The sequence below is a fragment of the Halomonas sp. H2 genome, from assembly GCF_050215315.1.
Lineage (GTDB): Bacteria > Pseudomonadota > Gammaproteobacteria > Pseudomonadales > Halomonadaceae > Vreelandella.
Genome location: NZ_CP189760.1, coordinates 2,847,223 through 2,872,044, shown reverse-complemented (window position 1 = coordinate 2,872,044; position 24,822 = coordinate 2,847,223). Strand labels below are relative to the sequence as shown.

Annotated in this window: 26 protein-coding genes; 19 read left to right on the top strand and 7 right to left on the bottom strand. The window is 57.1% G+C overall.

Features of this window, described 5'->3' with window-relative positions; all coding sequences use genetic code 11:
* Positions 1 to 32: 32 nt before the first annotated feature.
* Positions 33 to 896 carry a MurR/RpiR family transcriptional regulator gene (locus ACQE2I_RS13360; RefSeq protein ID WP_427028559.1) on the bottom strand — a complete coding sequence of 288 codons (864 nt, stop codon included), beginning with the start codon at positions 894 to 896 and terminating at the stop codon, positions 33 to 35.
* Positions 897 to 1,202: 306 nt separating this feature from the next.
* On the opposite strand from ACQE2I_RS13360, the gene ACQE2I_RS13355 reads away from it, so the two are divergent.
* The 12 genes from ACQE2I_RS13355 to lpxL all read left to right on the top strand — a co-directional run bounded on the left by ACQE2I_RS13355 (position 1,203) and on the right by lpxL (position 11,829).
* Positions 1,203 to 2,351 (top strand): GNAT family N-acetyltransferase, encoded by a 1,149-nt coding sequence (locus tag ACQE2I_RS13355; RefSeq protein WP_427028558.1) that lies wholly within the window; start codon positions 1,203 to 1,205, stop codon positions 2,349 to 2,351.
* Between the two features lie 116 nt (positions 2,352 to 2,467).
* Entirely contained in the window at positions 2,468 to 2,806 is a 339-nt protein-coding gene (ftsB, locus tag ACQE2I_RS13350; RefSeq protein ID WP_427028557.1) for a cell division protein FtsB, read from the top strand.
* Positions 2,803 to 3,513: a 2-C-methyl-D-erythritol 4-phosphate cytidylyltransferase gene (gene ispD / locus ACQE2I_RS13345; protein WP_427028556.1), complete on the top strand. Its 711-nt coding sequence runs from the start codon at positions 2,803 to 2,805 to the stop codon at positions 3,511 to 3,513. The genes ftsB and ispD overlap by 4 nt, the downstream gene beginning before the upstream one ends.
* Positions 3,513 to 4,001, top strand: a complete 489-nt coding sequence (gene ispF, locus ACQE2I_RS13340; protein ID WP_427028555.1) for a 2-C-methyl-D-erythritol 2,4-cyclodiphosphate synthase — start codon at positions 3,513 to 3,515, stop codon at positions 3,999 to 4,001. The genes ispD and ispF overlap by 1 nt, the downstream gene beginning before the upstream one ends.
* Complete coding sequence (gene truD / locus ACQE2I_RS13335) at positions 3,994 to 5,025, top strand: tRNA pseudouridine(13) synthase TruD (protein WP_427028554.1); 1,032 nt, start codon at positions 3,994 to 3,996, stop codon at positions 5,023 to 5,025. The genes ispF and truD overlap by 8 nt, the downstream gene beginning before the upstream one ends.
* 141 nt (positions 5,026 to 5,166) lie before the next feature.
* Positions 5,167 to 5,913: a 5'/3'-nucleotidase SurE gene (gene surE / locus ACQE2I_RS13330; RefSeq protein ID WP_427028553.1), complete on the top strand. Its 747-nt coding sequence runs from the start codon at positions 5,167 to 5,169 to the stop codon at positions 5,911 to 5,913.
* Complete coding sequence (locus ACQE2I_RS13325; RefSeq protein ID WP_427028552.1) at positions 5,900 to 6,577, top strand: protein-L-isoaspartate(D-aspartate) O-methyltransferase; 678 nt, start codon at positions 5,900 to 5,902, stop codon at positions 6,575 to 6,577. Before surE ends, ACQE2I_RS13325 begins: the two co-directional genes overlap by 14 nt.
* Positions 6,574 to 7,533 carry a DUF368 domain-containing protein gene (locus ACQE2I_RS13320; protein ID WP_427028551.1) on the top strand — a complete coding sequence of 320 codons (960 nt, stop codon included), beginning with the start codon at positions 6,574 to 6,576 and terminating at the stop codon, positions 7,531 to 7,533. Before ACQE2I_RS13325 ends, ACQE2I_RS13320 begins: the two co-directional genes overlap by 4 nt.
* Before the next feature lie 7 nt (positions 7,534 to 7,540).
* Complete coding sequence (locus ACQE2I_RS13315) at positions 7,541 to 8,641, top strand: peptidoglycan DD-metalloendopeptidase family protein (protein ID WP_427028550.1); 1,101 nt, start codon at positions 7,541 to 7,543, stop codon at positions 8,639 to 8,641.
* Positions 8,642 to 8,805: 164 nt separating this feature from the next.
* Positions 8,806 to 9,777 carry an RNA polymerase sigma factor RpoS gene (gene rpoS, locus ACQE2I_RS13310; RefSeq protein ID WP_427028549.1) on the top strand — a complete coding sequence of 324 codons (972 nt, stop codon included), beginning with the start codon at positions 8,806 to 8,808 and terminating at the stop codon, positions 9,775 to 9,777.
* 24 nt (positions 9,778 to 9,801) lie between these two features.
* A complete protein-coding gene (alr, locus tag ACQE2I_RS13305) occupies positions 9,802 to 10,902 on the top strand; it encodes an alanine racemase (protein WP_427028548.1) in 1,101 nt (366 codons plus the stop codon).
* A gap of 12 nt (positions 10,903 to 10,914) precedes the next feature.
* On the top strand, positions 10,915 to 11,829 hold the full coding sequence (lpxL, locus tag ACQE2I_RS13300) for an LpxL/LpxP family Kdo(2)-lipid IV(A) lauroyl/palmitoleoyl acyltransferase (RefSeq protein WP_427028547.1): 915 nt from the start codon (positions 10,915 to 10,917) through the stop codon (positions 11,827 to 11,829).
* A gap of 80 nt (positions 11,830 to 11,909) precedes the next feature.
* Here the strand turns inward: lpxL and speD are convergent, their stop codons facing one another.
* The 4 genes from speD to ACQE2I_RS13280 all read right to left on the bottom strand — a co-directional run bounded on the left by speD (position 11,910) and on the right by ACQE2I_RS13280 (position 15,100).
* On the bottom strand, positions 11,910 to 12,704 hold the full coding sequence (speD, locus tag ACQE2I_RS13295; protein ID WP_427028546.1) for an adenosylmethionine decarboxylase: 795 nt from the start codon (positions 12,702 to 12,704) through the stop codon (positions 11,910 to 11,912).
* A 202-nt stretch (positions 12,705 to 12,906) separates the two neighbouring features.
* Positions 12,907 to 13,326: an OsmC family protein gene (locus tag ACQE2I_RS13290; RefSeq protein WP_308321317.1), complete on the bottom strand. Its 420-nt coding sequence runs from the start codon at positions 13,324 to 13,326 to the stop codon at positions 12,907 to 12,909.
* Between the two features lie 77 nt (positions 13,327 to 13,403).
* Complete coding sequence (gene murU, locus ACQE2I_RS13285; protein WP_427028545.1) at positions 13,404 to 14,063, bottom strand: N-acetylmuramate alpha-1-phosphate uridylyltransferase MurU; 660 nt, start codon at positions 14,061 to 14,063, stop codon at positions 13,404 to 13,406.
* Positions 14,060 to 15,100 carry an aminoglycoside phosphotransferase family protein gene (locus ACQE2I_RS13280; protein ID WP_427028544.1) on the bottom strand — a complete coding sequence of 347 codons (1,041 nt, stop codon included), beginning with the start codon at positions 15,098 to 15,100 and terminating at the stop codon, positions 14,060 to 14,062. Before ACQE2I_RS13280 ends, murU begins: the two co-directional genes overlap by 4 nt.
* A gap of 70 nt (positions 15,101 to 15,170) precedes the next feature.
* Here ACQE2I_RS13280 and ACQE2I_RS13275 point away from each other — a divergent pair, with 70 nt between their 5' ends.
* From ACQE2I_RS13275 to apaG, 5 genes are read left to right on the top strand one after another with little or no spacing between them, the layout of a single operon-like run.
* Entirely contained in the window at positions 15,171 to 17,621 is a 2,451-nt protein-coding gene (locus ACQE2I_RS13275; protein WP_427028543.1) for an LPS-assembly protein LptD, read from the top strand.
* A 39-nt stretch (positions 17,622 to 17,660) separates the two neighbouring features.
* A complete protein-coding gene (locus tag ACQE2I_RS13270) occupies positions 17,661 to 18,686 on the top strand; it encodes a peptidylprolyl isomerase (protein ID WP_427028542.1) in 1,026 nt (341 codons plus the stop codon).
* The gene (gene pdxA, locus ACQE2I_RS13265; protein WP_427028541.1) at positions 18,686 to 19,768 is read left to right on the top strand and encodes a 4-hydroxythreonine-4-phosphate dehydrogenase PdxA; all 1,083 of its coding nucleotides are present in this window, start codon (positions 18,686 to 18,688) and stop codon (positions 19,766 to 19,768) included. The genes ACQE2I_RS13270 and pdxA overlap by 1 nt, the downstream gene beginning before the upstream one ends.
* Positions 19,769 to 19,821: 53 nt before the next feature.
* Entirely contained in the window at positions 19,822 to 20,649 is an 828-nt protein-coding gene (rsmA, locus tag ACQE2I_RS13260) for a 16S rRNA (adenine(1518)-N(6)/adenine(1519)-N(6))-dimethyltransferase RsmA (RefSeq protein WP_427028540.1), read from the top strand.
* A complete protein-coding gene (apaG, locus tag ACQE2I_RS13255) occupies positions 20,646 to 21,023 on the top strand; it encodes a Co2+/Mg2+ efflux protein ApaG (protein WP_427028539.1) in 378 nt (125 codons plus the stop codon). Before rsmA ends, apaG begins: the two co-directional genes overlap by 4 nt.
* Here the strand turns inward: apaG and ACQE2I_RS13250 are convergent.
* Both ACQE2I_RS13250 and ACQE2I_RS13245 read right to left on the bottom strand, forming a co-directional pair.
* Positions 21,020 to 22,468: an FAD-dependent oxidoreductase gene (locus tag ACQE2I_RS13250; protein ID WP_427028538.1), complete on the bottom strand. Its 1,449-nt coding sequence runs from the start codon at positions 22,466 to 22,468 to the stop codon at positions 21,020 to 21,022. The genes apaG and ACQE2I_RS13250 overlap by 4 nt on opposite strands.
* Complete coding sequence (locus tag ACQE2I_RS13245; protein ID WP_427028537.1) at positions 22,468 to 22,647, bottom strand: hypothetical protein; 180 nt, start codon at positions 22,645 to 22,647, stop codon at positions 22,468 to 22,470. The genes ACQE2I_RS13250 and ACQE2I_RS13245 overlap by 1 nt, the downstream gene beginning before the upstream one ends.
* A 215-nt stretch (positions 22,648 to 22,862) precedes the next feature.
* Between ACQE2I_RS13245 and ACQE2I_RS13240 the strand changes: the two genes are divergently transcribed.
* On the top strand, positions 22,863 to 23,681 hold the full coding sequence (locus ACQE2I_RS13240; protein WP_427028536.1) for a symmetrical bis(5'-nucleosyl)-tetraphosphatase: 819 nt from the start codon (positions 22,863 to 22,865) through the stop codon (positions 23,679 to 23,681).
* Positions 23,681 to 24,805 (top strand): polynucleotide adenylyltransferase, encoded by a 1,125-nt coding sequence (locus ACQE2I_RS13235; protein ID WP_427028535.1) that lies wholly within the window; start codon positions 23,681 to 23,683, stop codon positions 24,803 to 24,805. The genes ACQE2I_RS13240 and ACQE2I_RS13235 overlap by 1 nt, the downstream gene beginning before the upstream one ends.
* The last annotated feature ends 17 nt before the right edge of the window (positions 24,806 to 24,822 follow it).

Below are 24,822 nucleotides of genomic sequence, written 5' to 3'. Positions count from 1 at the left end.
CCACTCACCACTCACCACTCACCACTCACCACTCACTTATTAGGCTTTTCCACCGGAAAGCGGGTATCGCGCAGGCTGTCTTTAATTTTCTTGAGGTGGGGTAGAAAGTCTTCGCCGCGCCTCAAGGTAACCCCCGTGGCCAGCGCGTCAATAAGCGTTAACTGAATCACCCGCGAGGTCATCGGCATGTAGTGGTCGGTGTCTTCCGGCGTGGCGACATCCAGTGTGGCGGTACACTCGTTAGCCAGCGGTGAATTGGGCGCGGTAATGCCGAGTACCACAGCGCCTGCATCGCGGGCGAGCCGAGCAATATCCACCAGCTCCCGGGTACGCCCGGTGTAAGAGATAATCACCACCACATCGCCGGTATGACAGGCAGCGGCGACCATGCGCTGCATCAGCACATCAATGTAAGCCATCACCGGTAGGTTGAAGCGAAAGAACTTGTGCTGGGCATCTTGAGCTACTGCGCCGGAAGCGCCCAGGCCAAAAATGTGGATCTGCTTGGCTTGGGTGAGGTAATCGACCATCCGCTCAACGGCGCCCAGATCGACTTCACGCTGGGCTTCATCGAGCGCGGCAATGGTGGCGCCAAAAATCTTGTGAGTGTACTGAGTGGCGGTGTCACCGGGCTCTACCGCACGAGTTACATAGGGCGTGCCACCGGCTAGGCTCTGGGCCAGTTTGATTTTAAAATCGGGGTAGCCTTTGGCCCCAAAGTTGCGACAAAAACGGTTAACCGTGGGCTCGCTGACACTTGCCGCCTGGGCTAGGCTGGCAATGCTCAGGCTGGTGGCGACCGTCGGGTCCTCAAGAATTACATTGGCGACTTTACGCTCCGAGCGGTTGAGTTCTTCTAAGCGTTCGCGTAAGCGGTCAAGTAAGTCATGAGCCATTGGCGGTCTCCATGTGGTTAGTAGAGCTGTGAACGTCGAGAAGAGCAGCGTTTTAATATACGTCAGCGACGCAAGTACGCCCAGATCATTGTGAAGAATCGGGTGCCCAGGGGGAAGCCACCCAAACAGCCCTTTGGGCCAGCCGGTCGCGGCGAGCCGCTAGCGTCGGGTAGGGCATTGGGAGTTAGCAACAGTATACGTTCATAACCGCAACTGCTTGTGGTTAGTGTAAAGTGATGCAAGCTATCTTTACCGCGTTTTCCCCGTATTCTCTATCTGTTTGCCCTGCACTCCTTAGGAGGTGCTATGCCTTTGTGCCCGCTGTCGTTAGCTATTCTACCTGCCATTGGGGCTGTCACGGCAAGCCAGTGGGATGCACTGGTAGGCGACGACCAGCCCTTTTTGCGCCATGCCTTTCTATATGCGCTGGAAGCCAGTGGTTCGGTCAGCGAGGCCACCGGTTGGGAGCCTTGCCACCTAAGTGTATGGCAAGAGGAGCAGTTGGTCGCGGCGATGCCGATGTACCGTAAACATCACTCCTATGGCGAGTATGTGTTTGATTGGGGTTGGGCGGAAGCATTGGAGCGTGTCGGCGGCCGCTACTACCCAAAAGCGCTCAGCGCGGTACCGTTCACGCCTGTTCCGGGGGTGCGTACGCTGGTCGCTAAGCACGCCGATGCACGGGCGGTACGTGCCTTGCTGGCCGAGGCCTGGCGCGAGCAGTGTCAAAGCCTCGATCTTTCAAGCTGGCACCTGTTATTTGCCGATCAACAAGACGTGGCCGCATGGCGGGCGCAGTGCCCCGAGCTAATCACCCGTGAGGGTGTGCAGTTTCAGTGGCGTGATCGCGGTTTTGGTGATTTCGATGGCTTCTTGGCCAGCCTTACTTCGAAACGGCGCAAAATGATTAAGCGCGAGCGGCGCTTGGTCGCCGACCAGGGGTTGAAGGTGTCACGCTTAGAAGGCGCAGCGATTAGCTCGGCTGCTATGGCGCATTTTTTTCGCTGTTACACGATGACTTACCATGAGCGTGGCCGCCCGCCTTATCTGAACCATGACTTTTTTGAGCGCCTGCGCCAAACCATGCCAGAGTCGCTGGTACTGGTGCAGGCCCATGCTGAGGATCGCCCGGTAGCGGCCGCGCTCTATTTTCGCGGCACTCAATCGCTTTACGGACGCTACTGGGGAAGCGAAGTGGTCGCTGACTGCCTGCATTTTGAGGCGTGTTACTACCAAGGTATCGAGTATTGCTTGCAGCACGATTTGACGCTATTTGATCCGGGGACTCAGGGCGAGCATAAGCTGGTGCGAGGCTTTACACCCCAGCGGGTGCGCTCGCTGCACTACATTCGCCACCCAGGGCTAGCGGCGGGCGTCGCCCAGTTTTGTCATCAAGAGGGCGAGCATGTCAGCGCCTACCGCGATGCGGCCCAACAAGCGTTGCCATTTAAATAAACCGCGGCTCGCTGGGGGTGTCCCTTAGTGGCATAATGCGCGCCTATTCAAAAATAGCTTATTTTAAATTCAGCCCAGCCGATGGGTTGAAGGGAACAGGTTAGCGGAGAGCCGTGATGCGCAAATGGCTAGTGATGACACTGCTCGCGGTATTGGCGCTGCTGCAATACGAGCTGTGGTTAGGCAACGGCGGCTGGCAAGATTTGCAGAACGTTGAGCAGCGAGTAGCGGTGCAGGAAGCCGCTAATGTACCCATGCGCGAGCGCAATGCGCGGTTGGCCGCCGAAGTAACGGATTTGAAAACTGGTTTAGACGCCATTGAAGAGCGGGCGCGCAGCGATATGGGCATGGTGCGTACCGACGAACAGTTCTTCTGGGTACCTGGAGTGGCGATTGAGGCGGAGCTGATTGGCATTAATGCCGGATTAGTTGCGCCCCAGGAGCCCCAGCAGTGAGTCAACTATGGCTAGTGGTTCCCGCCGCAGGCCAAGGCCGGCGTATGGGGGCCGGCAAGCCTAAACAGTATTTAACGCTAAGCGACGATCAGCCAGTGCTGGCGCATACCTTGGCGCGCCTGCATAGCGCCTTTCCAGCCGCTCGCTTGGTGCTCTGTTTGGATGCTGGCGACCGCTGGTTCTCGCCATGCTGGGTGCCTTTTGCGGACTGGCAGCGAGTGCCGGGGGGCAGCGAGCGAATGGATAGCGTGTTGAGCGCCTTGCAAGCCATGACGGCAGAGGATGACGACGTGGTGATGGTGCACGATGTGGCCCGCCCTTGTATCACAACGGGCGACCTGCAGGCGCTGTACCAAGCGGCTTCAACCCATCCCTCGGGCGCCCTATTGGCGATGCCGGTGGCGGATACTATGAAGCGTGCCGATGCGCTGGGGCTTAGTACACGAACCGAGTCCCGCGATGGACTATGGCATGCGCTAACGCCCCAGGGGTTTCGCTACGCACTGCTACGCCGCGCCCTCGAAACCGCCCGCCAGCAGCAGACGCTGGTAACCGACGAAGCATCGGCGGTTGAAGCCTTGGGCGAGTCTCCACAGTTGGTGAGCGGGCGGCGCGATAACCTGAAAATTACCCACCCGGATGACTTAGCGCTGGCCGTTGCCATTATGGCCGCGCAAAACGAACTCACGTCTGCAAGGAGCCGATAATGCGTATTGGCCATGGATTCGATGTACACCGCTTTGGCCCCGGCGACCATCTAATGATCGGTGGCGTTAAATTGCCGTTTGAGCATGGTTTTGTCGCCCACTCCGACGGCGATGTATTGCTGCATGCGATTAGCGATGCGCTATTGGGCGCCTGTGCGCTAGGCGATATTGGTCGCCACTTTCCCGATACCGACCAGGCGTGGGCGGGCGCCGATAGCCGTGAGCTGCTGCGCCATGTCGTTACGCTTGTTCAAGGTCAGGGCTACGGGGTGGTCAATATTGACGCCACGCTGATGGCGCAGGCGCCGAAAATGGCCCCACATATCGAGGCCATGCGAGCAGTCATTGCGGCTGACCTAGGTGTCGAGCTAGGGCAGGTCAATGTGAAAGCCACCACTACCGAGCGTTTAGGCTTCACCGGTCGTGGTGAGGGCATTGCCGCTGAAGCGGTGGTGCTGCTGGACCGCACCGAGGCGCTGCATGATTAAAATGCCCGAATGGCAGCGCTACCTGGACGCCCAGTTCGGCCTACCCAAGCCGGGGCAGTACCGCGCTCAGCCTGAGGATTTCTGGGTCGATGAGCAGCTTGATTTTACCCCCGAGGCGCATGGCGAGCATTTGTGGCTGCGAGTTGAAAAGCGTAATCAAACCACGTTAGATGTGGTAAAAACATTAAGTCGGCTTTGCGGTGTGACGCCCCGCGATATTGGCTATTCAGGAATGAAAGACCGGATTGCGGTGACCCGTCAGTGGTTAAGTGTGCACCTGCCTGGGCGTGACGCGCCAGCTGAGCTTGAACAGTCGCTTAATGCATTCGGTATCACGCTGGTCGAACAGGTGCGCCACCCGCGTAAACTCAAGCGCGGCGTTCACCGCACTAACCGATTTGTTTTGCGGCTGAGCGGTGAAGCCATTGAAAGCGATGAGTTTGCCAGTCGCTGGACGGCGCTTTGCCAGTATGGGGTGCCCAACTATTTTGGCCCCCAGCGGTTTGGTCCCGAGGGGCGCAATCTTCAGCGTGCCGAGGCGTTACTTAACCGCGGTTGGCGTAAGCGGGACGATCGGCAGGGTATGATGCTCTCCACGGCGCGTAGCTTCCTGTTCAATGAACTGCTTAGCGCGCGCGTGGTGGATGGTACCTGGTCGCAGCCGCTAGCGGGCGATAGCGTAATGCTGGATGGCACCCAAAGCGTGTTTAATGTCGAAACCGCTGATGCCACGCTTGAAGCGCGTGCCGCTGAGCTAGATATTCATCCCACTGGGGTGCTGTGGGGCGTTGGTGAACTAAGTCAGGCAGACGCGGCGGCCTACGAAGCACGTTTGCTGCAGCAGTACCCTGGGCTATGCAGCGGCTTGGAGCATAGCGGGGTCAAGCAGGCACGCCGAGCACTGCGCATGCGCTTGCTAGAACCACAGCTTACTTGGGAGCCCGCTGTCGTTCGGCTCTCCTTTGCCCTACCGCGCGGTAGTTTCGCCACTGCTGTACTGAGTGAACTGATAGTAGTGAACTGATAGTAGTGAACTGATAGTGGTGAGCTGATTCAGCCCGCAGATCGACGATAAATAAGTGGACTGAGGGTTGGTAAAAAGATGGATATGAGCCGCCACATTGCGCGCTTATAACTTTTGTCTTTAGTAACAAGGAGACCTTTGATGCGGCGACTGCTGCTTTCAAATGATGATGGTGTGCACGCGCCTGGATTGCGCGCGCTTCACGAAGCGCTGATGGCGCATGCCAATGTTCGCGTAGTGGCTCCTGACCGAGACCGTAGCGGTGCCAGTAACTCGCTCACCCTATCACGGCCACTGGCGCTGACACCGCTTGATAACGGCTTTTATAGCGTTGACGGCACGCCTGCAGACTGCGTCTATTTAGGGGTGCATGGGGTATGGAATGAGAAACCGGACTTAGTCATCTCAGGCATTAATCATGGCAGTAACCTGGGCGATGACGTGCTTTACTCAGGAACAGTGGCCGCGGCAATGGAGGGGCGCAACCTAGGCATGACGGCGATTGCCATGTCGCTATGCGGTGAGCGCCATTTTGCCACCGCCGCCCGAGTCGCCGCCACGTTGATTGGCGCCGCGGATCAGCTCTCGCTTCCACCGCGTACCCTACTTAATGTCAATGTGCCGGACGTACCCTGGGAAGAAATCAAGGGTGTTAAAGTGACCCGGCTGGGGTATCGCGGGCCAGCAGAAAAGCCGTTAGCGGTTAAAGACCCACGCGGGCGGACGCGCTACTGGATTGCGCCGGTGGCGGCCAATGCCGATGACGGTGAAGATACTGACTTTGCCGCCGTCGAGGCGGGCTATGTGTCGATTACTCCCTTACAAACAGATCTAACGCGTCACCCCGCGCGTAACGATGTGCAGGATTGGTTGGATGTTTTTGCCTGATATCTCGCCAGGTGAACTGCGTGGTCGTGGTATGACCTCTCAACGCACCCGTGACCGTATGGTCGAACGCCTTGTGCAGCAAGGGATTAACGATGCCCGCGTGCTAGAAGTGATGGCTAGTGAACCGCGGCACCTGTTTGTTGATGAAGCGTTGGCCCATCGTGCCTATGAAGATACCGCCTTGCCGATTGGTTTTGGCCAAACACTGTCACAGCCCTTCATCGTGGCGCGTATGACGGAGCTTGTGCTGCGCGCTGCCCCGCAACGGGTATTGGAACTAGGCACTGGGTCTGGCTATCAAACCCTCATCTTGTCGCGTTTGGTCGAGCAGCTTTATTCCATAGAGCGGATTAGCGCGCTGCATGAGCGTGCGGCGGAGCGTTTGCGGCGGTTAGCGGCCTCCGCCACGTTAGCCGTAGCCGACGGTGGGTATGGTTGGCCTGACGTTGCGCCGTTTGACGTTATTTTGTTAACCGCCTGCGCTCAAACGGTGCCGACATCGCTATTAGAGCAGTTAAGTTATGACGGGGTGCTTATCGCCCCGTTGGAAGAACCCGATGGTAGTCAATGGCTTACCCAGGTAAAGCGTATTGGTGGGGCTTTTGAAAAACGCCGGCTTGAGCCCGTGCGTTTTGTACCCTTATTGCAAGGAGTAGTGGATTGAAGCGGCAACCCTTGGGGATATTTTTACGTGGCGCCGGGATGGGGGCCGCCGACGCAGTGCCAGGCGTGTCGGGAGGTACTATTGCGTTTATTAGCGGTATATATGCAGAGCTGATTAACACGATCAAACAGTTTGGCCCCAGTGCTGTTGGCGCATGGCGTCAAGGCGGCTGGCGAGCGCTGAGCGTGCATTTGAATCTCGCTTTTCTTATCCCGCTGCTCGCCGGGGTGGCGGTTAGCCTGTTTAGCGTAGCGCACTTAGCGCTCTGGTTGATGGAAGCACAGCCATTGCTGTTGAATGGCTTCTTTTTTGGCTTGGTTGCCGCCTCGGCGCTGGTGGTTGGGCAAGCGAGTAACGGCTGGAAGTTTTGGTACCTGCTGCCTCTATTGGTGGGCCTATTGCTAGCCCGAGCGCTGCCCGGCATGATGCCTCTGGTGCTGTTGCTGGGTAACGAGGCTCTGGTGGTCATGGCGGCGGGCTGCATTGCCATCAGCGCCATGCTGCTGCCTGGGGTATCAGGCAGCTTTCTATTGCTGACAATGGGTCTCTACGGCACCATCATGGGGGCGATTCGTAGCCTGGATTTAGGCATCATCGTGCTGTTTGGTATGGGCTGTTTGGTTGGGCTAGCACTGTTTTCACGGCTGCTGTCGTGGCTGCTACGCCACCACCACACCTCCACCATGCAGCTGTTGCTGGGCTTTATCGTCGGTTCGCTGCCGGTTCTCTGGCCATGGCGCGAGCTGTTACGCTACCAAATAGGGCCAGAGGGACAAATGATCCCACTGGAACACCGATATTTACTGCCCGCTGACTATGCCGTATTGACCGGCGCTTCGGCACAAGTAGCTGGCGTTATCGCGCTAATGGCCATGGGTGCACTGATTGTCGTGTTACTTAACCGGCACGCGGATCGTCAGCTAATCAATACCCAGCCTGGCGCTGAAAAGGAGTAAGGTTTAGATGCGTAAAAGTTCTAGTTTTAAAGTGCTTATGATGTCTGCGCTGACATTAGCAATTGCCGGCTGTGCCAATCAGCAGGGCGGTGGCCCCCAGGTGCGTGATTTGAGCGAAGCGCGCCAAGCGGTGGAAAATTCGCCCCAGTATACCGTAAAAGCTGGTGATACCTTGTATGGCATTGCCTGGCAGCACAATCTGGATTATCGCCAACTGGCGGCCATCAATAATATCGATGCGCCCTACCAAATTCGGCCGGGACAAACCATTGCGCTGCGGGAAGGTGCGCCCTCAACCGCTACCGCAAGTAATCAAGCGGCTAATAATGGCTCAGATGGTGGTGGCGCAGTGGCAACCGGGTTGAATCCGCAGACTGCTTCAGTGGCGAACGACGAGCAGGAGCTGGATTGGCTACTGCCTGACGAATCCGCCATTCAGCGTAACCAGCGCCTCACCGCTGAGCGCGATGCCGTAGATGCGGCTGAGCAAGTGGCGGAGCCCTCAGCCGGTAACGAGCCCTCAGCCAGTATCGAGACGCCCGCGGCGACGCCGGAGCCCGAAGAAGTGGTGGCTGCTGCTGAGCCAGAATCAGAACCAGAGCCAGCTCAACAGCCCGCACCGCAGCCAGAGCCTCAACCAGCTTCCGAACCTGAGCCAGAACCACAGCCTCAAGTCGCTGCTGCCAGCCAAAGTGCCAGCGCAGACCGCTCTTCGCGGACCTACGCACCCGCTGAAACTATTGCCTGGCAGTGGCCTACTGATGGCAACGTCGTCGGCGAGTTTGGCCAAGGTGATAGCATCACCGCCGGGATTGATATCACCGGTGAAAAGGGGCAACCTGTTAAAGCAGCTGGCCCCGGCATTGTGGTCTATGCGGGCAGTGGAGTCAGGGGCTACGGCAACCTCATCCTTCTCAAGCACAACGATCAATTCCTAAGTGCGTATGCGCATAACGACAGCTTGCGGGTCAGTGAAAATGACGTGGTAGAGGTCGGTGAAGTCATTGCCACGATGGGGGATAGCGATGCGGAAAACGTCAGACTGCACTTTGAGGTTCGCCGCGACGGTCAGCCACAGGATCCTCTGGAATTTCTGCCTTCCCGCTAGCGCGCTCATCATGGGAGTGAGGGGCCATCGTTTTACTTGTACGTTGCCCGAATCGCAGCATTCGAGCGTCATATAACAATTGTCATATAACAATATGGTGTGCGCCTTGGAGTGCACCCGTTTGACTATAAATGGCGGGTAGGCGATAAATGAGGGGTAAGACCATGAGTATGTTGGAGAAAGATCTACAGGAGGTTGACCTGAATGCTGCTGAGGAGGCGCTTGAAGATACCGATGACGCTACGGTAGAAGAAGAGGCTTTTGAGAAGGCGCTAGGGCGTGAGGAGCGACAATCGACTCAAAGCTTGGATGCAACGCAAATTTACCTCAACGAAATTGGTTTTTCGCCACTATTAACGCCAGAAGAGGAAGTTTATTACGGCCGCTTAGCACGCAAGGGTGACCCCATGGGTCGCTCGCGAATGATTGAGTCCAACTTGCGGTTAGTCGTTAAAATTGCCCGCCGCTATCTTAATCGTGGCTTAACGCTGCTCGATTTGATCGAAGAGGGCAATTTGGGCTTGATCCGCGCGGTGGAGAAGTTTGATCCCGAACGTGGCTTTCGTTTTTCGACCTATGCCACGTGGTGGATTCGCCAGACCATTGAGCGTGCGTTGATGAACCAAACGCGCACGATCCGACTGCCCATCCACGTGGTCAAAGAGCTCAATATCTACCTGCGTGCGGCGCGCGAATTAACCCAGAAATTTGACCATGAAGCCACCGCTGAAGAGATCGCCGAGCACTTGGATAAACCGGTCGAAGTCGTCAAGAAGATGCTTGGCCTTAACGAGCGGGTCTCTTCAGTCGACTACCCCATGGGCGGCGAAAGTGACAAGCCACTGATTGATACTTTAGCCGACGATGAAGTGCAGGGCCCCGAAGCTTGCCTAGTGGATGGCGATGTTAAAGAGCATGTGGATCTATGGCTGAACGAGCTGAGCGAAAAACAGCGCGAAGTCGTTGTGCGCCGTTTCGGTTTGCGCGGCCATGAGTCGGCAACCCTTGAAGAAGTGGGCGCAGAAATTGGTTTAACCCGTGAGCGAGTACGCCAGATCCAGGTTGAAGCGCTCAAGAAACTGCGCCGTTCGCTGGAAAAGCAGGGCCTCTCTTTGGAAGCCCTGTTTGAGACCTAAAGAAAAACCTAAGCGAGACAACGCATGCGCCCCCTAGTGGCTGATATTAACCTGGACGCGCTGCGTCATAACTATCAATTGGCGTGCCGCTGCGCGCCGCAAAGCCGCTCAGTGGCCGTTATCAAAGCCGATGCTTACGGCCACGGCGCTGTGGCTTGCGCGAAAGCACTTGAAGATCAGGCGCCAGTATTTGCTGTTGCCTCTATTGAAGAAGCCCTTACGCTGCGGCAGGGGGGGATCACTCAGCCCATCGTGCTCCTTGAAGGCATTTTCAGCGCTGATGAGCTAGCGCTGGTGGATACCCACGGTTTCTGGATCGCGGTGCACACACAGTGGCAAGTTGATGCCTTGTTGGCGGCAACGCCGCGCCAGCCGATACCGGTGTGGCTAAAAGTCGATTCAGGTATGCACCGTTTAGGCTTTGCCATTGAGCAAGCCGCCTCCCTCTGGCGTCAGCTCAGCGCAGCGTCTAGCGTGGCCTCGCTTCACCTAATGAGCCACTTCGCCAGTGCCGACTCCCACGATAACCGCTACTTCAACCAGCAAATGTCCCGGCTTCAGACGCTTGCCAGTGAGCTGGCAGCACCCCTGTGCCTTGCCAATTCGCCAGCGACGCTGGCGTGGCCCATTGCTCATGGTGACTGGAACCGGCCGGGCGTAATGCTCTACGGCAGCGACCCGTTGGAAGTCGCGAATGAAGTCACTCAGCAGTTGCAGCCGGTGATGACACTGCGCTCTGAAATTATTGCCCTGCGTGAGATCGAGGAGGGCGAACCAGTCGGCTATAGCGGTCGCTGGCGAGCGCCGAGGCGCTCGCGTATTGCCGTGGTCGCCTGCGGTTACGGCGATGGCTACGACCGCCATGCCCAGGATGGCACGCCGGTTCTGGTGAACGGCCAGCACTGCGCCATTGCCGGTAAAGTCTCGATGGATATGCTGACGGTGGACGTAACGGATGTGCTTAACGCCACGATTGGTAGCGAAGTCATACTGTGGGGCAGAGCCAGCAGTGGGGAAGTGTTGCCGGTGGACGAAGTAGCCCGGCACTGCGATACCATCAGCTATACGCTGTTAACAGGGGTACTGCCCCGGGTGCCGCGGCGTTATCATGGGCGTTCTGTTTAAACGGTTGTTTCTATGTCGAAATCACGTTACCCCCGCTCTTTCGCCCATCCGCGTTATTGGCCTACTTGGTGTGCGATAGGGGCGATGTATGTCGCTGCCTGGCTACCCTGGGGATTGAAAATGGCCACTGGCAAATGGCTCGGGCTGCTCGCCTGGCGTTTTGCCAAGCGGCGTCGTCATATCACCCAAACCAATATCGCGTTATGTTTCCCTGAAAAAAATGCCGAACAGCAGCGCCAACTGGCCAAAGATACTTTTATTGCCAATGGGATTGGCTTAATTGAAACGGCGACCGGCTGGTGCCGAGATGGCGAGAGTCTGCGCCACCGGGTCGCTTATATCGGCGAAGAGCATATGGCCCGCGCGCAAGCCCGGGGCAAAGGGGTAATCATTGTTGGCGTTCACTTCTCTTCCCTCGATTTAGGAGGCGCAATACACGCGCTTTTTTTCTCTGCCGACGCAGTTTATCGCCCGCATAATAACCCATTATTTGAGCGCTTTATGACCCGCGCCCGTGGGCGTAATTTTGGCCTTTCGATTGATCGTTATGACCTGCGCGGTGCGGTTCGTCAGCTTAAAAAAGGCCGTATGGTATGGTACTCGCCGGATCAGGATTTTGGCCGCGATGCCAGTGTATTCGCGCCGCTGTTTGGCCAGCAGGCAGCAACTATTCGCTTAACGGCAAAGCTCGCGCGGATGACTGGTGCGCCAGTGGTGCCGATGATGTTTCACCGTAATCCCGATAACGCTACCTATACGATTGAAAGTCTGCCTGCCCTGGAGGGGTTTCCAAGTGACGATGAGGTGGCCGATGCAACGCGCATCAACCAGTTTATTGAGCAGGCTATTCGCAAGCATCCAGAGCAGTATCTATGGTTGCACCGACGGTTTAAGACCCGCCCCGAAGGCGAACCCAGCGTCTATTAAATAGCGCTTAAGTGATAAAAAAAGCCAGCTTTAGGTACGTATAGTGCCTAAAGCTGGCTTTTGGTGTTCTGAGACAGCGCTTAGTCTAAGTTGCGGGAGTAGAAAATCTCCAACATCTCTTTACGCAGACGGCTCTCGATATCACGCGCTTCTTCAAACGTGATATCGCGTCGAGATTTACCGAATAGGTAGTTTTCTAGCTCAAAGTCCTTGAGCAGCATCTTGGTGTGGAACATGTTTTCCTGATAAACGTTGACGTCCATCATTTGATACGCATGCTTAGTATCTTCGGCAAGGTAGTCTTGGATAGAGGTAATGCCGTGATCGATGAACAGCTTTTTGCCGTCTACGTCGCGGGTAAAGCCGCGCACCCGGTAATCCATGGTGACGATGTCGGAGTCAAAGCTGTGGATCAGGTAGTTCAGTGCTTTTAGTGGGCTGATATGACCACAGGTGGAGACGTCGATATCCAACCGGAAAGTGCTGATGCCGTTGTCAGGGTGTGACTCAGGGTAGCTGTGTACAGTGACGTGGCTTTTATCCAGGTGGCCGACGACTGTTTCCGGCAGGGGGCCGGGGCCCGGCGCAATTTGTTCCGGCGCGGCGTCGTCCAGCTCATGCTCAGCAATCAAAATCGTCACGCTGGCGCCATGAGGTTCATAGTCCTGGCGGGCGATATTGAGCACATGGGCGCCAATAATATTGGTGACGTCTTTAAGAATCTGCGTCAAACGTTCGGCGTTGTATAGCTCATCGATATAATCGATATAAGCCGCACGCTGCTCTTGGGTCTTGGCGTAACAGATGTCGTAAATGTTAAAGCTCAACGAGCTGGTCAGGTTGTTAAACCCGTGGAGTCGGAGATTGTCTGTCATATCCGAACCTCCCTATGGCAGGTGAAGACACCCCGACGAGCCAGCGCCGGAACCGATAAATAATTGTTACCCTGTTGGTCGAACAAGGTTTGCAAGTACGCGCTACGCAAACAAGCGGGCGTATTATGCCCGCCCAGGCGGCGGGTTGCATCCAACCATGGCATTTTTTTAAACACTGTTGGGGGAGGCGGCCCCTGCTGATTCAAGCCTCGACGATCTCATAGGAATGAGTGATCTCAACGCCGCCGTTAACGAGCATAATCGATGCACTGCAGTATTTTTCAGCGGAGAGTTCAACGGCGCGTTGCACCTGCTTCTCTTTCAAGGCACGTCCGGTGACTACGAAATGGACGTGAATCTTAGTAAATACCGCGGGCACTTCATCGGCACGCTCGGCATCCAGTTCTGCCACGCAGTCAGTCACATCGGCACGCGCCTTATCAAGAATATTCAAGATATCAAACGCGGTGCAGCTACCCATGCCCATCAGCAGCATTTCCATTGGCCGCGGGCCGGTGTTGCGGCCACCGTGATCCGGCGGACCGTCGATCACGACGCTATGCCCGCTTCCGGATTCCGCTACAAATTGACGGCCTTCTGTCCATTTTACCCGTGCTTTCACGTTGCTCTCCTCATCTAGGCGACGAAAGGTAAGTCGCGCAGCATATCATTTCTTGGCCTGCGCGCATCACCAATAGCTTAGCCATTTAGCAGGTTTTCCAACGCGGCTAGCCGCTCGGGGGTTCCCACGTCGACCCACGGCCCCGGGTAACGTTCGCCGCTCACTTGGTGGTTATTGATAGCGGTTCTAAGCAGCGGCGCTAAGGCAAAGGCACCTTTGGGCTGACCGGCCAGCAGCGCGGGGTTAATAATGCTAATACCGGCGAAGGTTAAGCGCTCAGTGCTCGTTTGATTGACGCGGCCTGCTGCCAGGCCAAAATCGCCGTCGGGGTGGTGGGAAGGGTTATCCACTAGCACCAGGTGCGCCAAATCATCGCCCTTAAGCGCCTGAGGGGCGGGCAGCGCGTTGCACCATACGTCGCCATTAATCAGTAAAAACGGCGCCTCACTGAGCAGCGGCAGCGCTTGCTGAATGCCGCCGCCGGTTTCCAGTGGTGCTGTTTCTCGACTCCAATGAATGCGCAGCCCATAAGCGTCACCATTGCCAAGTGCTGCGATAATCTGCTCGGCACGGTAGCTGACATTGATAACGACTTCATGAATGCCCGCCGCGCGAAGCCGCTCCAGGTGGTGCACGATGAGCGGCTTGCCCGCGACCGGCAGCAGCGGTTTGGGGCAGTGGTCGGTGAGCGGTCGCATCCGCTTGCCAAGCCCCGCCGCTAGAATCATTGCTCTCATAAGGCCGACCCCGAAAGCCGTTGTTCAATCGCAGGCCTCAATGTGCGCTTGACCCACTCGGTGAATTCAGCCTGCTGTGACAAGGTTGAGGGGGGCATGGTTGAGAGCGATAGCGACGAAAGACTATCTTCCAGATGATTCAAAAAGTGCGGCAAGCGTTCCAGGTAACCACTTTTTTGATCGCGCAGGGTTAAGCGGCAGAAAATCCCCAGCACTTTTAGCGAACGCTGGGCGGCCATCGCGTGGCACTGGTTCAGAAAAGTGACAAAATCCACGCTGCTGGGAAGACGGCCATCATGACGTGCCTGCTGATAAAACGCCTTAACAAAGTCGTCAAACTGCTCGCTGCTAAAGCGGCAGTAGCGCCCGCGCAGTAGCGAGATAACGTCGTAGCTGAGAGGGCCCGCCACCGCGTCCTGGAAGTCGATCATAAACAGCCGCTGGTCATGCACCATCAAGTTCATAGCATCATAATCACGGTGCACACTAACGACCGGCTGCGCTATGGCCTGCTGGATCAGGTGCTCGCGAATAGCCTGCCAGCTTTCCGGCGGTGGTAGGTTTAGCCAAGCGTCAAGACACCACTCGGGAAACAAATCGAGCTCCCGGCCGAGTAGCGCCGTATCATAGGCGGGCAGTGAGTCAGGGCCAGCGCGGTTTTGCAGCTCCGCGATGAGCGTGAGAGCCTGCGCATGGTAGGCCTGTGTGGTAGCGTCGTCGGTGAATAAGTTCTGCAGCGGCGTGTTACCCAGGTCGTCGAGCAGTAGAAACCCCTCCGCTAAGTTGGCGGCGAGCACCTTGGGTACCGGTAAGCCTGCGCTATGCCAGCGTTTGGCGATAGCCACAAAAGGTGCGGAATCCTCCTGCTCAGGTGGGGCGTCCATGACCACCTGGGTACTGCCGTTGGGTAGCGTTAGGCGAAAATAGCGCCGAAAACTCGCATCACCCACGGCGGATGAAAGTGAAATATCGGCCTCAGAAAGGCCATTTTGTTGGGCAGCCCACGTGGTGAGGGCGTTAATCCGATATGAGGACATGCAAGCTCCTTGCTGGTCGGGCATCATGCGGGCTGTATAATACCCATTCTGGATGCCAAGGATAACGAACATGGGCAAGCGATTTTCGCGCACGTTGCCGGTTGCGCATACGCTGATGGGCAGTTTGCTTGCTGGCGCCTCGTTTACAGCGGGGGCTCAGGGCCAATCCATGTCCGCTGAAGCGTTGGATTGGCAACCCTGGGGAGAAGAGGAAGCGGCTAACCAATTGTGCCGTGGGCGCTACGTGATGCCCGGCTACCGCTTGCCAGCGCAAGATAACCCGGAAAATCTCTCACTAGAGGCCAGCGACGTCGACTACGCGGCCAATGGTGAAGCGCTGCTACGCGGTGACGTCGTGTTACGCCGCGGCAATGAAGAAGTGGAAGCCGAGCGAATCTTTCTACCCGCCGACCGTCAGCAGGTTGATGCAGAAGGTAATATTGCCATCCGCGATGGACAAGCGCTGGTGCGTGGTGAGCAGGCGATGCTTAGACTCAATGAAGATCGCGCGACGCTGGGGAATAGTCACTATGTGCTGTATGAACAGCATTTGCGTGGACAGGCCAGCCAATTGGAGCAGACCGGCGAATCCCAATACCGCTTGCAAGACGCTAGTTTCACCACCTGTGACCCGGGTGAAAATAGCTGGCAGTTAGTCAGTAGCGATATTCGCCTTAACCAGGCCGAAGGTTACGGAACCGCTCGTCATGCGCGTTTACATGTTAAAGACGTCCCGGTGTTTTATTGGCCATGGTTACGTTTTCCCATCGATGACCGTCGCCATACGGGGCTACTTTCTCCGTCGATTGGTTTTTCATCAGATGGGTTCGACTATGCTCAGCCGTTTTATTGGAATATCGCCGCTAACCACGATGCGACCATTACACCGCGCTGGATGAGCGACCGCGGGCTGTTGATGAACGGTGAGTACCGCTACCTGTTTGAAGAGAGCGCGGGCATCGTTGAAGGCGGCTATTTAAATAGCGATAACGGCGGCTCTGGCGGCGATGCGAATCGCTTTGAGGGCGAGGATCGCTGGTATGTTGATGCTCGCCACGCTGGGCGTGTCAACGAGCGCAGTGATTACCGGCTGCGCTACGGGGCGGCCAGTGACGGGCGCTATTTCGATGACTTTGGTGGTGAGTTTGGCGAGAGTGACCGCGTCAGCATGGAGCGTTTGGCCCAGGTCGATTACCGCGGCCAGCGCTGGCAGTTAGATGCCCGCGCCCAGGGCTTCCAGCGCCTGGAAGACCCGCTTAACGATACTGACAAGCCTTTTTACCGACTGCCGAGTCTAAGCGCCAACGCCAATTGGCAGTTCGACAACGGGCTGTATACCCAGTGGCGTTCCAACGCGACCTACTTTTGGCGCGATGTGGATGAGCGCGATGTGGATGAACGCGAAGCAGCCACCGGTACCCGCGTGCATCTTACGCCCGCCGTTGGCTGGCGATTTGAGCAGCCGTGGGGCTACCTGGAGCCACGTACCGAACTGTGGAACACCGCCTACGAACTCGATTACGGTGAGCGCGATACGGAGCGTGGTGATTCACCCAGCCGTAGCGTTGCGCTGACCTCAATCGACAGCGGGTTGGTGTTTGAGCGTGAGCTAGCGCTGGGGGGGCGCGATTATCGTCAAACCTTAGAGCCGCGTTTGAACTACGCTTATGTGCCGCGTACGAACCAGAGTGAATTGCCCGATTTTGATAGCCGTGAACGCGCCTTCTCCTGGGATCAGCTCTGGTCAGCCCAGCGCTTTTCCGGCGCCGACCGGGTGGGTGATCTCAACCGGCTCTCGTATGGCGTGCAGTCGCGCCTGTTGGAAGATGCCACCGGTCGCGACCGTCTATCGTTTGGGGTCGGGCAGAGCGTTTACTTCGATGAGCGGCGAATCGACAGCGAAGGCGATCCCGATACACTGCCGGATCGGCCGGAAGATAACCCGAACGTTAACCCGGAAAGCCGTTACCAGGCCACCCGGGATCGCTCGCCGCTGGTGTCTCGACTTGACTGGCAGATCAACGACCGCTGGAGCAGTGGGGCAGAATGGCTCTACGATGACCACCGCGAGCGCACCGAACGCTCTAGCATCGATGTGGGATATCGCCATCCTGAAGGCCACGTAGTGAACCTTGGCTACCGTTGGGAGATCGAAGGGTTCGACCCAGGCGTATTGCCCGGCGATGATGGCTTTCGTGACTATAATCGCGAAGAGTGGGATCTGTCGTTTGCCTGGAAAGCCAGCACCAGCATTGATTTGATTGGCCGCTACCTGCACGATCAAACCAATGATCGCTCTCTTGAGCAACTGGCAGGCGTGCAGTGGAATAACTGCTGCTACGGCCTGCAGTTAGTTTGGCGCGAATGGGTCGATGATGACGATACTGCCCGCATCGATGATGACTTTAATGATCGCGGGCTATTTTTGCGCTTCGTATTCCGTGGCTTAGGTGGCGTCGGCCAGGATGCGGACAGCTATTTTGAACAGACCATTCCTGGCTATCGTCCGACTGCCCTGTAAATGACACCCACTGAATGGCTAATGAAAGAGACGTTTGTTATGAAAATGAGAAAGCCCCTGCTAGGCCGTATGAAACAGCGCTCTGCTGGTAGCCTGCTGGCTCTGTGCGTAGGCGTAAGCATGGCGTTGGCCCCGCTTGCGCTGCAGGCGCAGAATTTCGAGTCCACCCAACGCCAAATGCTTGATGGCGTTGCGGCGGTGGTTAATGACGATGTCATTATGCGCAGCGAACTAGATGGTCGCATGGCACAAATTGAGCAGCAGGCTCAAGCTCAGGGCGGCAATCTTCCTCCCCGTTCGCAGCTTGAGCGTCAGGTGCTTGAGCGCATGGTGATGGAGGAGATTCAGCTCCAGATGGCGGAAGACGCCAGTCTTACTATTGACGACACCGAGCTTAATAGCCAAGTGCGTTCCATCGCCGAATCAAACGGTATGACACTTGAAGAGTTTGCCGATGCGGTAGAGGGCGACGGTATGACCTTGGCTATGGTACGTGATGATGTGCGCCGTGAAATACTTATGCGTCAGGTGCAGCAGAGTCAGATTCGTAATCGTGTCTCGGTCAGCGATCGTGATGTTGAGCGCTTTTTAAATCAGCAGCCGAATCAGCCCGGCGAGCAGAACTTTATTGAAGAGATCCGCGCACGCCATGTGCTGATTGCCCTGACCCCTAATCGCAATGAAAATCAGGCCCGTGCCCGTGCTGAAGAAGTGCGCGAGCGCTTGTCTCAGGGCGAGGATTTTGCCTCGCTGGCGCGTGAGGTTAGTGACGATAGTGGAACCGCGCTTAACGGTGGTGAGCTTGGCTGGGTGCGCCCAGGGCAAACCGTGCCTGCTTTTGAAGAAGCGATGCGCGATTTAGGTGCCAACCAGATATCTCAACCGGTACGCTCTCAGTTCGGCTACCACGTGATTGAAGTGCAAGAGCGCCGCCGCCAGAACGTCACGCAGGAGAGCCAGCGCGAGCAGGTGCGCCAGGCGATTTTCCAGCGCCGCGCCAACGCAGAGCTGCAAACTTGGCAGCAAGAGATCCGTTCACAGGCCTTTGTTGATATTCGTCTCTGATGGTTGATCGAGGTTTAAGCGTCGATGTCGCGGTAACGCTAAACAGCGCCTTGCCGGTGGTAGTGACGACCGGCGAACCGGCGGGTATCGGCCCTGAGCTAATCTTAATGCTGGCAGCGCAGGGCCAACTGCCCGCTCATACCGTCGCCATTGGCGACCCGGATATGCTGCGCCAGCGGGCAGCTATGCTGGGGCTTACTATCACGATTGTTGAATGTTCACCCGGTCAATTACCGGCTGGCGTCGGGGTATTGCCGGTCTGGCCCGTCGCGCTTAAAGCGCCTGCGACACCTGGGTGCTTAAACCCCGCCAATGCCGACTATGTGCTGGCTACATTGGCGCTAGCTGTTGAGGCGTGCCAGGTAGGCCACGCCGCCGCTATGGTTACGGCGCCACTGCATAAAGGCGTGATTATCGAAGGGGGGCATCCTGGCTTTACCGGCCACACCGAGTGGCTGCGTGATGCCTGCGGTGTCGCTGAAGTGGTGATGCTGCTGGCCACCGATGCAGCGCTGCATGCGGCGTCACCAAACTGGCAGGGCAGCGGTGATCTTCGCGTGGCACTGGTTACTACCCACTTGCCGCTGCGCAATGTGGCGGATGCGATTACCTATGCTCGGGTGACTCAGATTAGCCGCTTGCTGGCGGCTGATCTGCAACGCCAGTTTGGGATTGCCAAACCGCGTATTGCCGTGTGTGGTTTAAATCCACATGCCGGTGAAGATGGCCATTTGGGCCGCGAAGAGCTGGACATTATTATTCCAGCGCTGGAAGCCTTACGCGCTGAGGGGTTGGATATTCACGGCCCACTGCCAGCCGACACGCTGTTTACTCCCCGCCACTTAGCGGGTGTCGATGCGGTATTGGCGATGTACCATGACCAGGGCTTGGCAGTTCTCAAGTACGCAGGCTTCGGCCAAGCCGCCAATATTACGTTGGGCCTACCGCTGGTGCGCACGTCGGTCGACCACGGCACCGCGCTAGATCTGGCCGGTAAAGGGGTAGCCGACCCCGGCAGCCTAAATGTCGCTATCGCCCTTGCTCGCCGTTTAGCCGCGCAGCAATTGTCGGCGACTGCCTAGTCTTTGTTGCTACATACTCTCGATTGAATTTGCACTCCAAGGAACACCGTTTGATGTCTACTGTGCCCCAACATCGCGCCCGTAAACGCTTTGGTCAGAATTTTTTACGCGATCTCGGCATTATTTCGCGGATCGTTCGCGCGGTGGGTCCGCGCTCGGCGGATCGGCTTGTCGAAATCGGCCCAGGCCAGGGCGCACTAACTGAGCCGTTGCTGGAAGCCGCCGGGCACCTCGAGGTGATTGAACTCGACCGCGATCTAATTCCTGGCCTGCGGGTGCAATTTTTTAACTACCCAGATTTTGTGATCCATGAAGGCGACGCGCTGAAGTTTGATTTTGCCGCGCTAAAAGGCGATGGGCCCGCGCTACGCGTGGTGGGCAACCTGCCCTATAACATCTCCACGCCGCTGATAATTCATCTACTGGCGGCAGGAAGTGCGCTAGAGGATATGCACTTTATGCTGCAAAAAGAGGTGGTTGAGCGCTTAGCGGCAGAGCCAGGCGGCGCTGATTGGGGGCGTTTATCGGTCATGGCCCAGTACTACTGCCAGGTCGAACAGCTGTTTATTGTGCCGCCGGAAGCCTTTGTGCCGCGCCCCAAGGTTGACTCGGCGATTGTGCGCTTAACGCCCCACGAGCACCTACCTCACACCGCAGATGATCCTGTGCTGCTGTTTGAACTGGTCAAACTCGCCTTTGGCCAGCGGCGTAAAACGCTGCGCAATAACTTCAAGGGGCGGGTGAGTGTCGAGACGTTAGAAGAGCTGGGTATTGATCCCATTCGCCGTCCACAAACCCTAACGGTGGCCGAGTATGTGGCGATTGCCAACCGTGTTGCGGCCAATGAACCGGTGAGCAGTGAGCGAGGCAGCGAAGAGTGAGTGGCCTAGCGATCGAAGTAAGCGTCGCACCTCGCTATCGAGCCGATGAGTCCAGCGACGTTGAGTCGCGCTACGTGTTTAGCTACACAGTGACGGTGCACAACCAAAGCCCCCACAGTGTTCAGTTGATGGCGCGCTACTGGAAAATCACCCAGGGCAGCGGTGACTGCCAGGAAGTGCGTGGCAAAGGCGTTGTTGGTCAGCAGCCGCTGATTGGCCCCGGCCAGAGCTTTCGCTACACCAGTCGTGCCATTCTACAAACGCCGGTAGGGGTGATGGAAGGTGCCTACACCTTGTTAGACACCTCCACTCAGCGCGCCTTTGAGGTGGCGATTACTCCCTTCAGGTTGGCAGCGCCGCTACAGCTTCACTAGGCGTCTAGCGCTAGCCTGTTCTCCAGATGGTCGCAAAGCCGCAGGGCCAGCTGCACTAAGGTTAGTGTTGGATTGGCATGGCCGGCGCTGGCGAAAAGGCTGGAACCCGCGATATAGAAATTATCCTGAGCAAACAGGCGGCAGTCAGAGTTAACGATGCCGCTCTCTGGGTTCATACTCATCCGTGTCCCGCCCATATGGTGACGGCCAGCGATTTCGCCCTCGGTAGGTAGGTGCACGGGAGGAGCCGCTAGCCAGTCTTCCATTTGTAGCCTTCCGACCTCGTTGTCGCGCAGATACTCGCCGAGTAGCAGTATGCTCTCGCGAATAGTGTGACGGTCCAAATCCGATTGCCGCCAAACCAAGCGGCTGCGTGGTACGCCCAACTCATCCAATTCATCGCTAAGCTCGATACGATTATCGAAGCGTGGCTCCTGCTCCCAGGCAGCTCTTAGCACTGCACCATGAATCACCCGCCCCTGCGCTTGCCAGGTAGTTATTCGCCCAGCCAGCGTAGGTGCCTGATCAGCGAGCTCATTGATCAATTCCTGGGTGGCCTCAGCGTTCATGCGGTGCAAGCGCAAGCCACAGTTAAGCATTTGCCGTGAGGCGATGGCGTCAGCCGAGGGGGAGAGAAATACATTGTGCTCATCGTCCAGGCCCAGCGCTGCGGGTTCAAACAGCAGTGCCTTACCCACCGTGGCGTGGGGATGCTCCATCCAGTAGCGCCCGAGGGTGGCATCTTCTGGTATCAGTTGTCCTTGGGCCTGTTGATTGCACCACAGCAATAGACGCGAGTTTTCAATGCCGCCGCAGGCGAGTACGAAGTAGCGAGCCCGAACCTGACGGTAGTCGCCTTGGTAGTTTCTAAAAGTGGCAGTGGTGACCTTGCCATTTTGCGTTTCTAGCGCGACCAAATTGGCGGTTAGGCAGCATTGAAGAGCGGTTAGCTCGCTGAGCGTAGCGGCATGCTTTTCCTTCATACGCGTGGGGGAACCCAGCGAAAAAAAGATGCGCTTAAGCCCCGCGTTAGCGATCAAGTAATCGGCAGGCGTCGTCTCTAAGCTAAGTATGCTGACGGCAGCGTTGTAGTAAGGTTCTAGCGCATCACGGCCAATTGGCCAGGCCGTTTCGCTACTGGCTGTCTTGGCGGTAAAGTCGTAACGATCCAAGGGGCGACAAACGCCTCCCCAGTGGTTGGTCGACCCACCTAAGTAGCGCAAGCGAGCGCCATGCAGCGGAATATAAGGGTCTCCCACTGTCTCGCCCCGGTAGCACTCTTGGGAGCGTTCGCTGTATTCAGCATCGCCGCCTTCGCAGAGCAATACACTGTGCCCCTGCTCTGCCAAAGTGACCGCCATTGAAATGCCCGCAGCGCCAGCGCCAATAATGCACACATCTACGCCGTCCTGATGTTCACTGATAGCCTTGAAATCAATATACATCAGCGGTCGCTAGCCTTAAGCAGCCAGCCGTTCACCGTCACCGGGGCGGGTGGTGGGGAGAGCTTAGGGCCTGCAGCTTGGACAGTTGGGGGAAGCATGGAGCCGGGCAGCACTACCGCACCGATACCGGCAAGGGAGACGACGCGTAGTAGCCCGCGCCGGGTATGATCCATAGGCATATGGGTGTCGTTTTCCTTAACAGTGGTAGCAACGTTTATAGCGGAAGCTTCTTTGATGACGTGGGGCTTAAGAGTGCTAAAGCGTACTTTTATAGTGGTCCAGGTTCGGCTTTTTCACCAGTGTTAATCATTAACATGGACAACGACGGCAGGCAGAGTAAGTAGATGAGGTGGTAGTATTTAGCCCACTCATTTCATTAATAAAGGCTTCGCGCATGAGTAGCTATGCGATCGGCGATTTACACGGCTGTCACGCCGAGTTTGTAGCACTTCTTGAGAAGCTCGGCTTCGATCCTGCGCGGGATACGCTTTGGCTGGTGGGCGATTTGATCAACCGAGGGCCAGGCTCTTTAGCGTGCCTGCGGGAAGTGCATGCGCTGGGCAGCACCGCGCGAACGGTGCTGGGTAATCACGATTTTTATTTGTTAGTGGCGGCCCGCGGCGGTGGCAAACTGAAAAAAAACGACACCTTGGGCGATATTCTAAACGCGCCTGACCGCGAAGCGCTGCTGGATTGGCTGCAGAGCCAGCCGCTGAGTGTGTTTGAAAACCATACGCTGATGACCCACGCCGGGCTGTTGCCCCAGTGGAGCGTGGCCCAAACCGAGGCGCTCGGGCGTGAAGTGCAGGCGGCACTTACAAGTGAGGCGTCCGGTGAGTTTTTAACCCAGCTATTTGGCAACCAACCGGATCTTTGGCGCGACGATCTAGACGGCATGGATCGCCTGCGCCTGATCGTCAACGTACTGACCCGGATGCGCTTTATTGATGCCCAGGGGCGCTTGAATTTTGCTGCCAAAGAGGGGCTCGATAGCACCCCAGAGAGCTTTCTACCCTGGTTTCAATACCCGCGTAGCGATGACACTCGGCTGCTATTTGGCCACTGGGCTGCTCTTGAGGGTAAGACCCCTAAAGCTCGAGTGCCCGCAGAGGCGCTGGATACAGGCTGTGTTTGGGGCGGGCGATTAACCGCGCTTGATCTGGTCAGCGGCGAGCGCACCAGTGTAGCGAGTCATCAGCGGGGAAGGCGGTAGTGAAAGAACCAAACAGTGATCCACGCTTAGCGGGCCTGAACGTTTATCGGGTCGGAGGCGCCGTGCGCGATGTGTTGCTAGGCTGGCCGGTCTATGACAACGACTGGGTGGTGGTGGGTGCCACGCCAGACGACATGCGCAAGCGCGGCTTTAAACCCGTGGGGCGCGACTTTCCGGTCTTTTTGCACCCAGAGTCGGCGGAAGAGTACGCTCTGGCCCGCACTGAGCGTAAGTCGGGACACGGTTATGCAGGTTTTGAGGTGCACGCCAGCCCGGATGTGACCCTGGAAGAGGATTTGCTGCGGCGTGATTTGACCATCAACGCGATTGCTCAGAGCACTGACGGCGAGTTGATCGACCCTTTCAATGGTCAGGGCGATATTGAGCGGCGTGTGTTGCGGCATATCTCAGCGGCGTTTAGCGAAGACCCGCTGCGGGTGCTGCGTACCGCGCGCTTTCTGGCTCGCTATGCGTCGCTGGGTTTCACCATCGCACCCGAGACGTTAGCGCTGATGCGCCAAGTGAGCCAAAGCGGCGAGCTTGAACATTTGGCCGCCGAGCGAGTGTGGGTGGAAACCGAGAAAGCGCTAGGCGAGCCGAACCCAGAGGTTTACTTCACCACGTTGGAGCGTTGTGACGCGCTCAGCGTGTGGTGGCCAGCATTAGCGGGTGAGGCATTAAAGCAAGGCTTAATTGCGCTGGCTCAGGTGCCTTCCAGCAGTGCTCTGCCGTTGGCCCACTGGCGCTATGCACAGTTGCTCTCGCCGCTAACCGCCGATCAGCGCGAGGTTTTGGCCGCCGGGCTTAAGCTGCCTAACGCCGTTGCTCAGCTTGCCCGCCATGCCGCGCATACTCATGCGCTATTAGTTGAACCGCTGGATGGGCCGAAGGTGCTGTACTGGCTGGAGCGTTTGGATGGCTGGCGTAAACCAGCACAGGTCGAGGCGCAGTTGGCATTAGTGGGCGTGCTGGCACCTGAGCAGATGGCGAGGCTGGGTCATGCCTGGCAAGCCGCCCGCATGGTTAATCCTCAGACGCTAATAGCCGAAGGGTATCAAGGCGCGGCGTTGGGTAGAGCTTTGCGCGAGCGCCGCGGGCAGGCAGTGGTGGCTGCATTAACGTAGTGTTTTTTTGCGGGTAA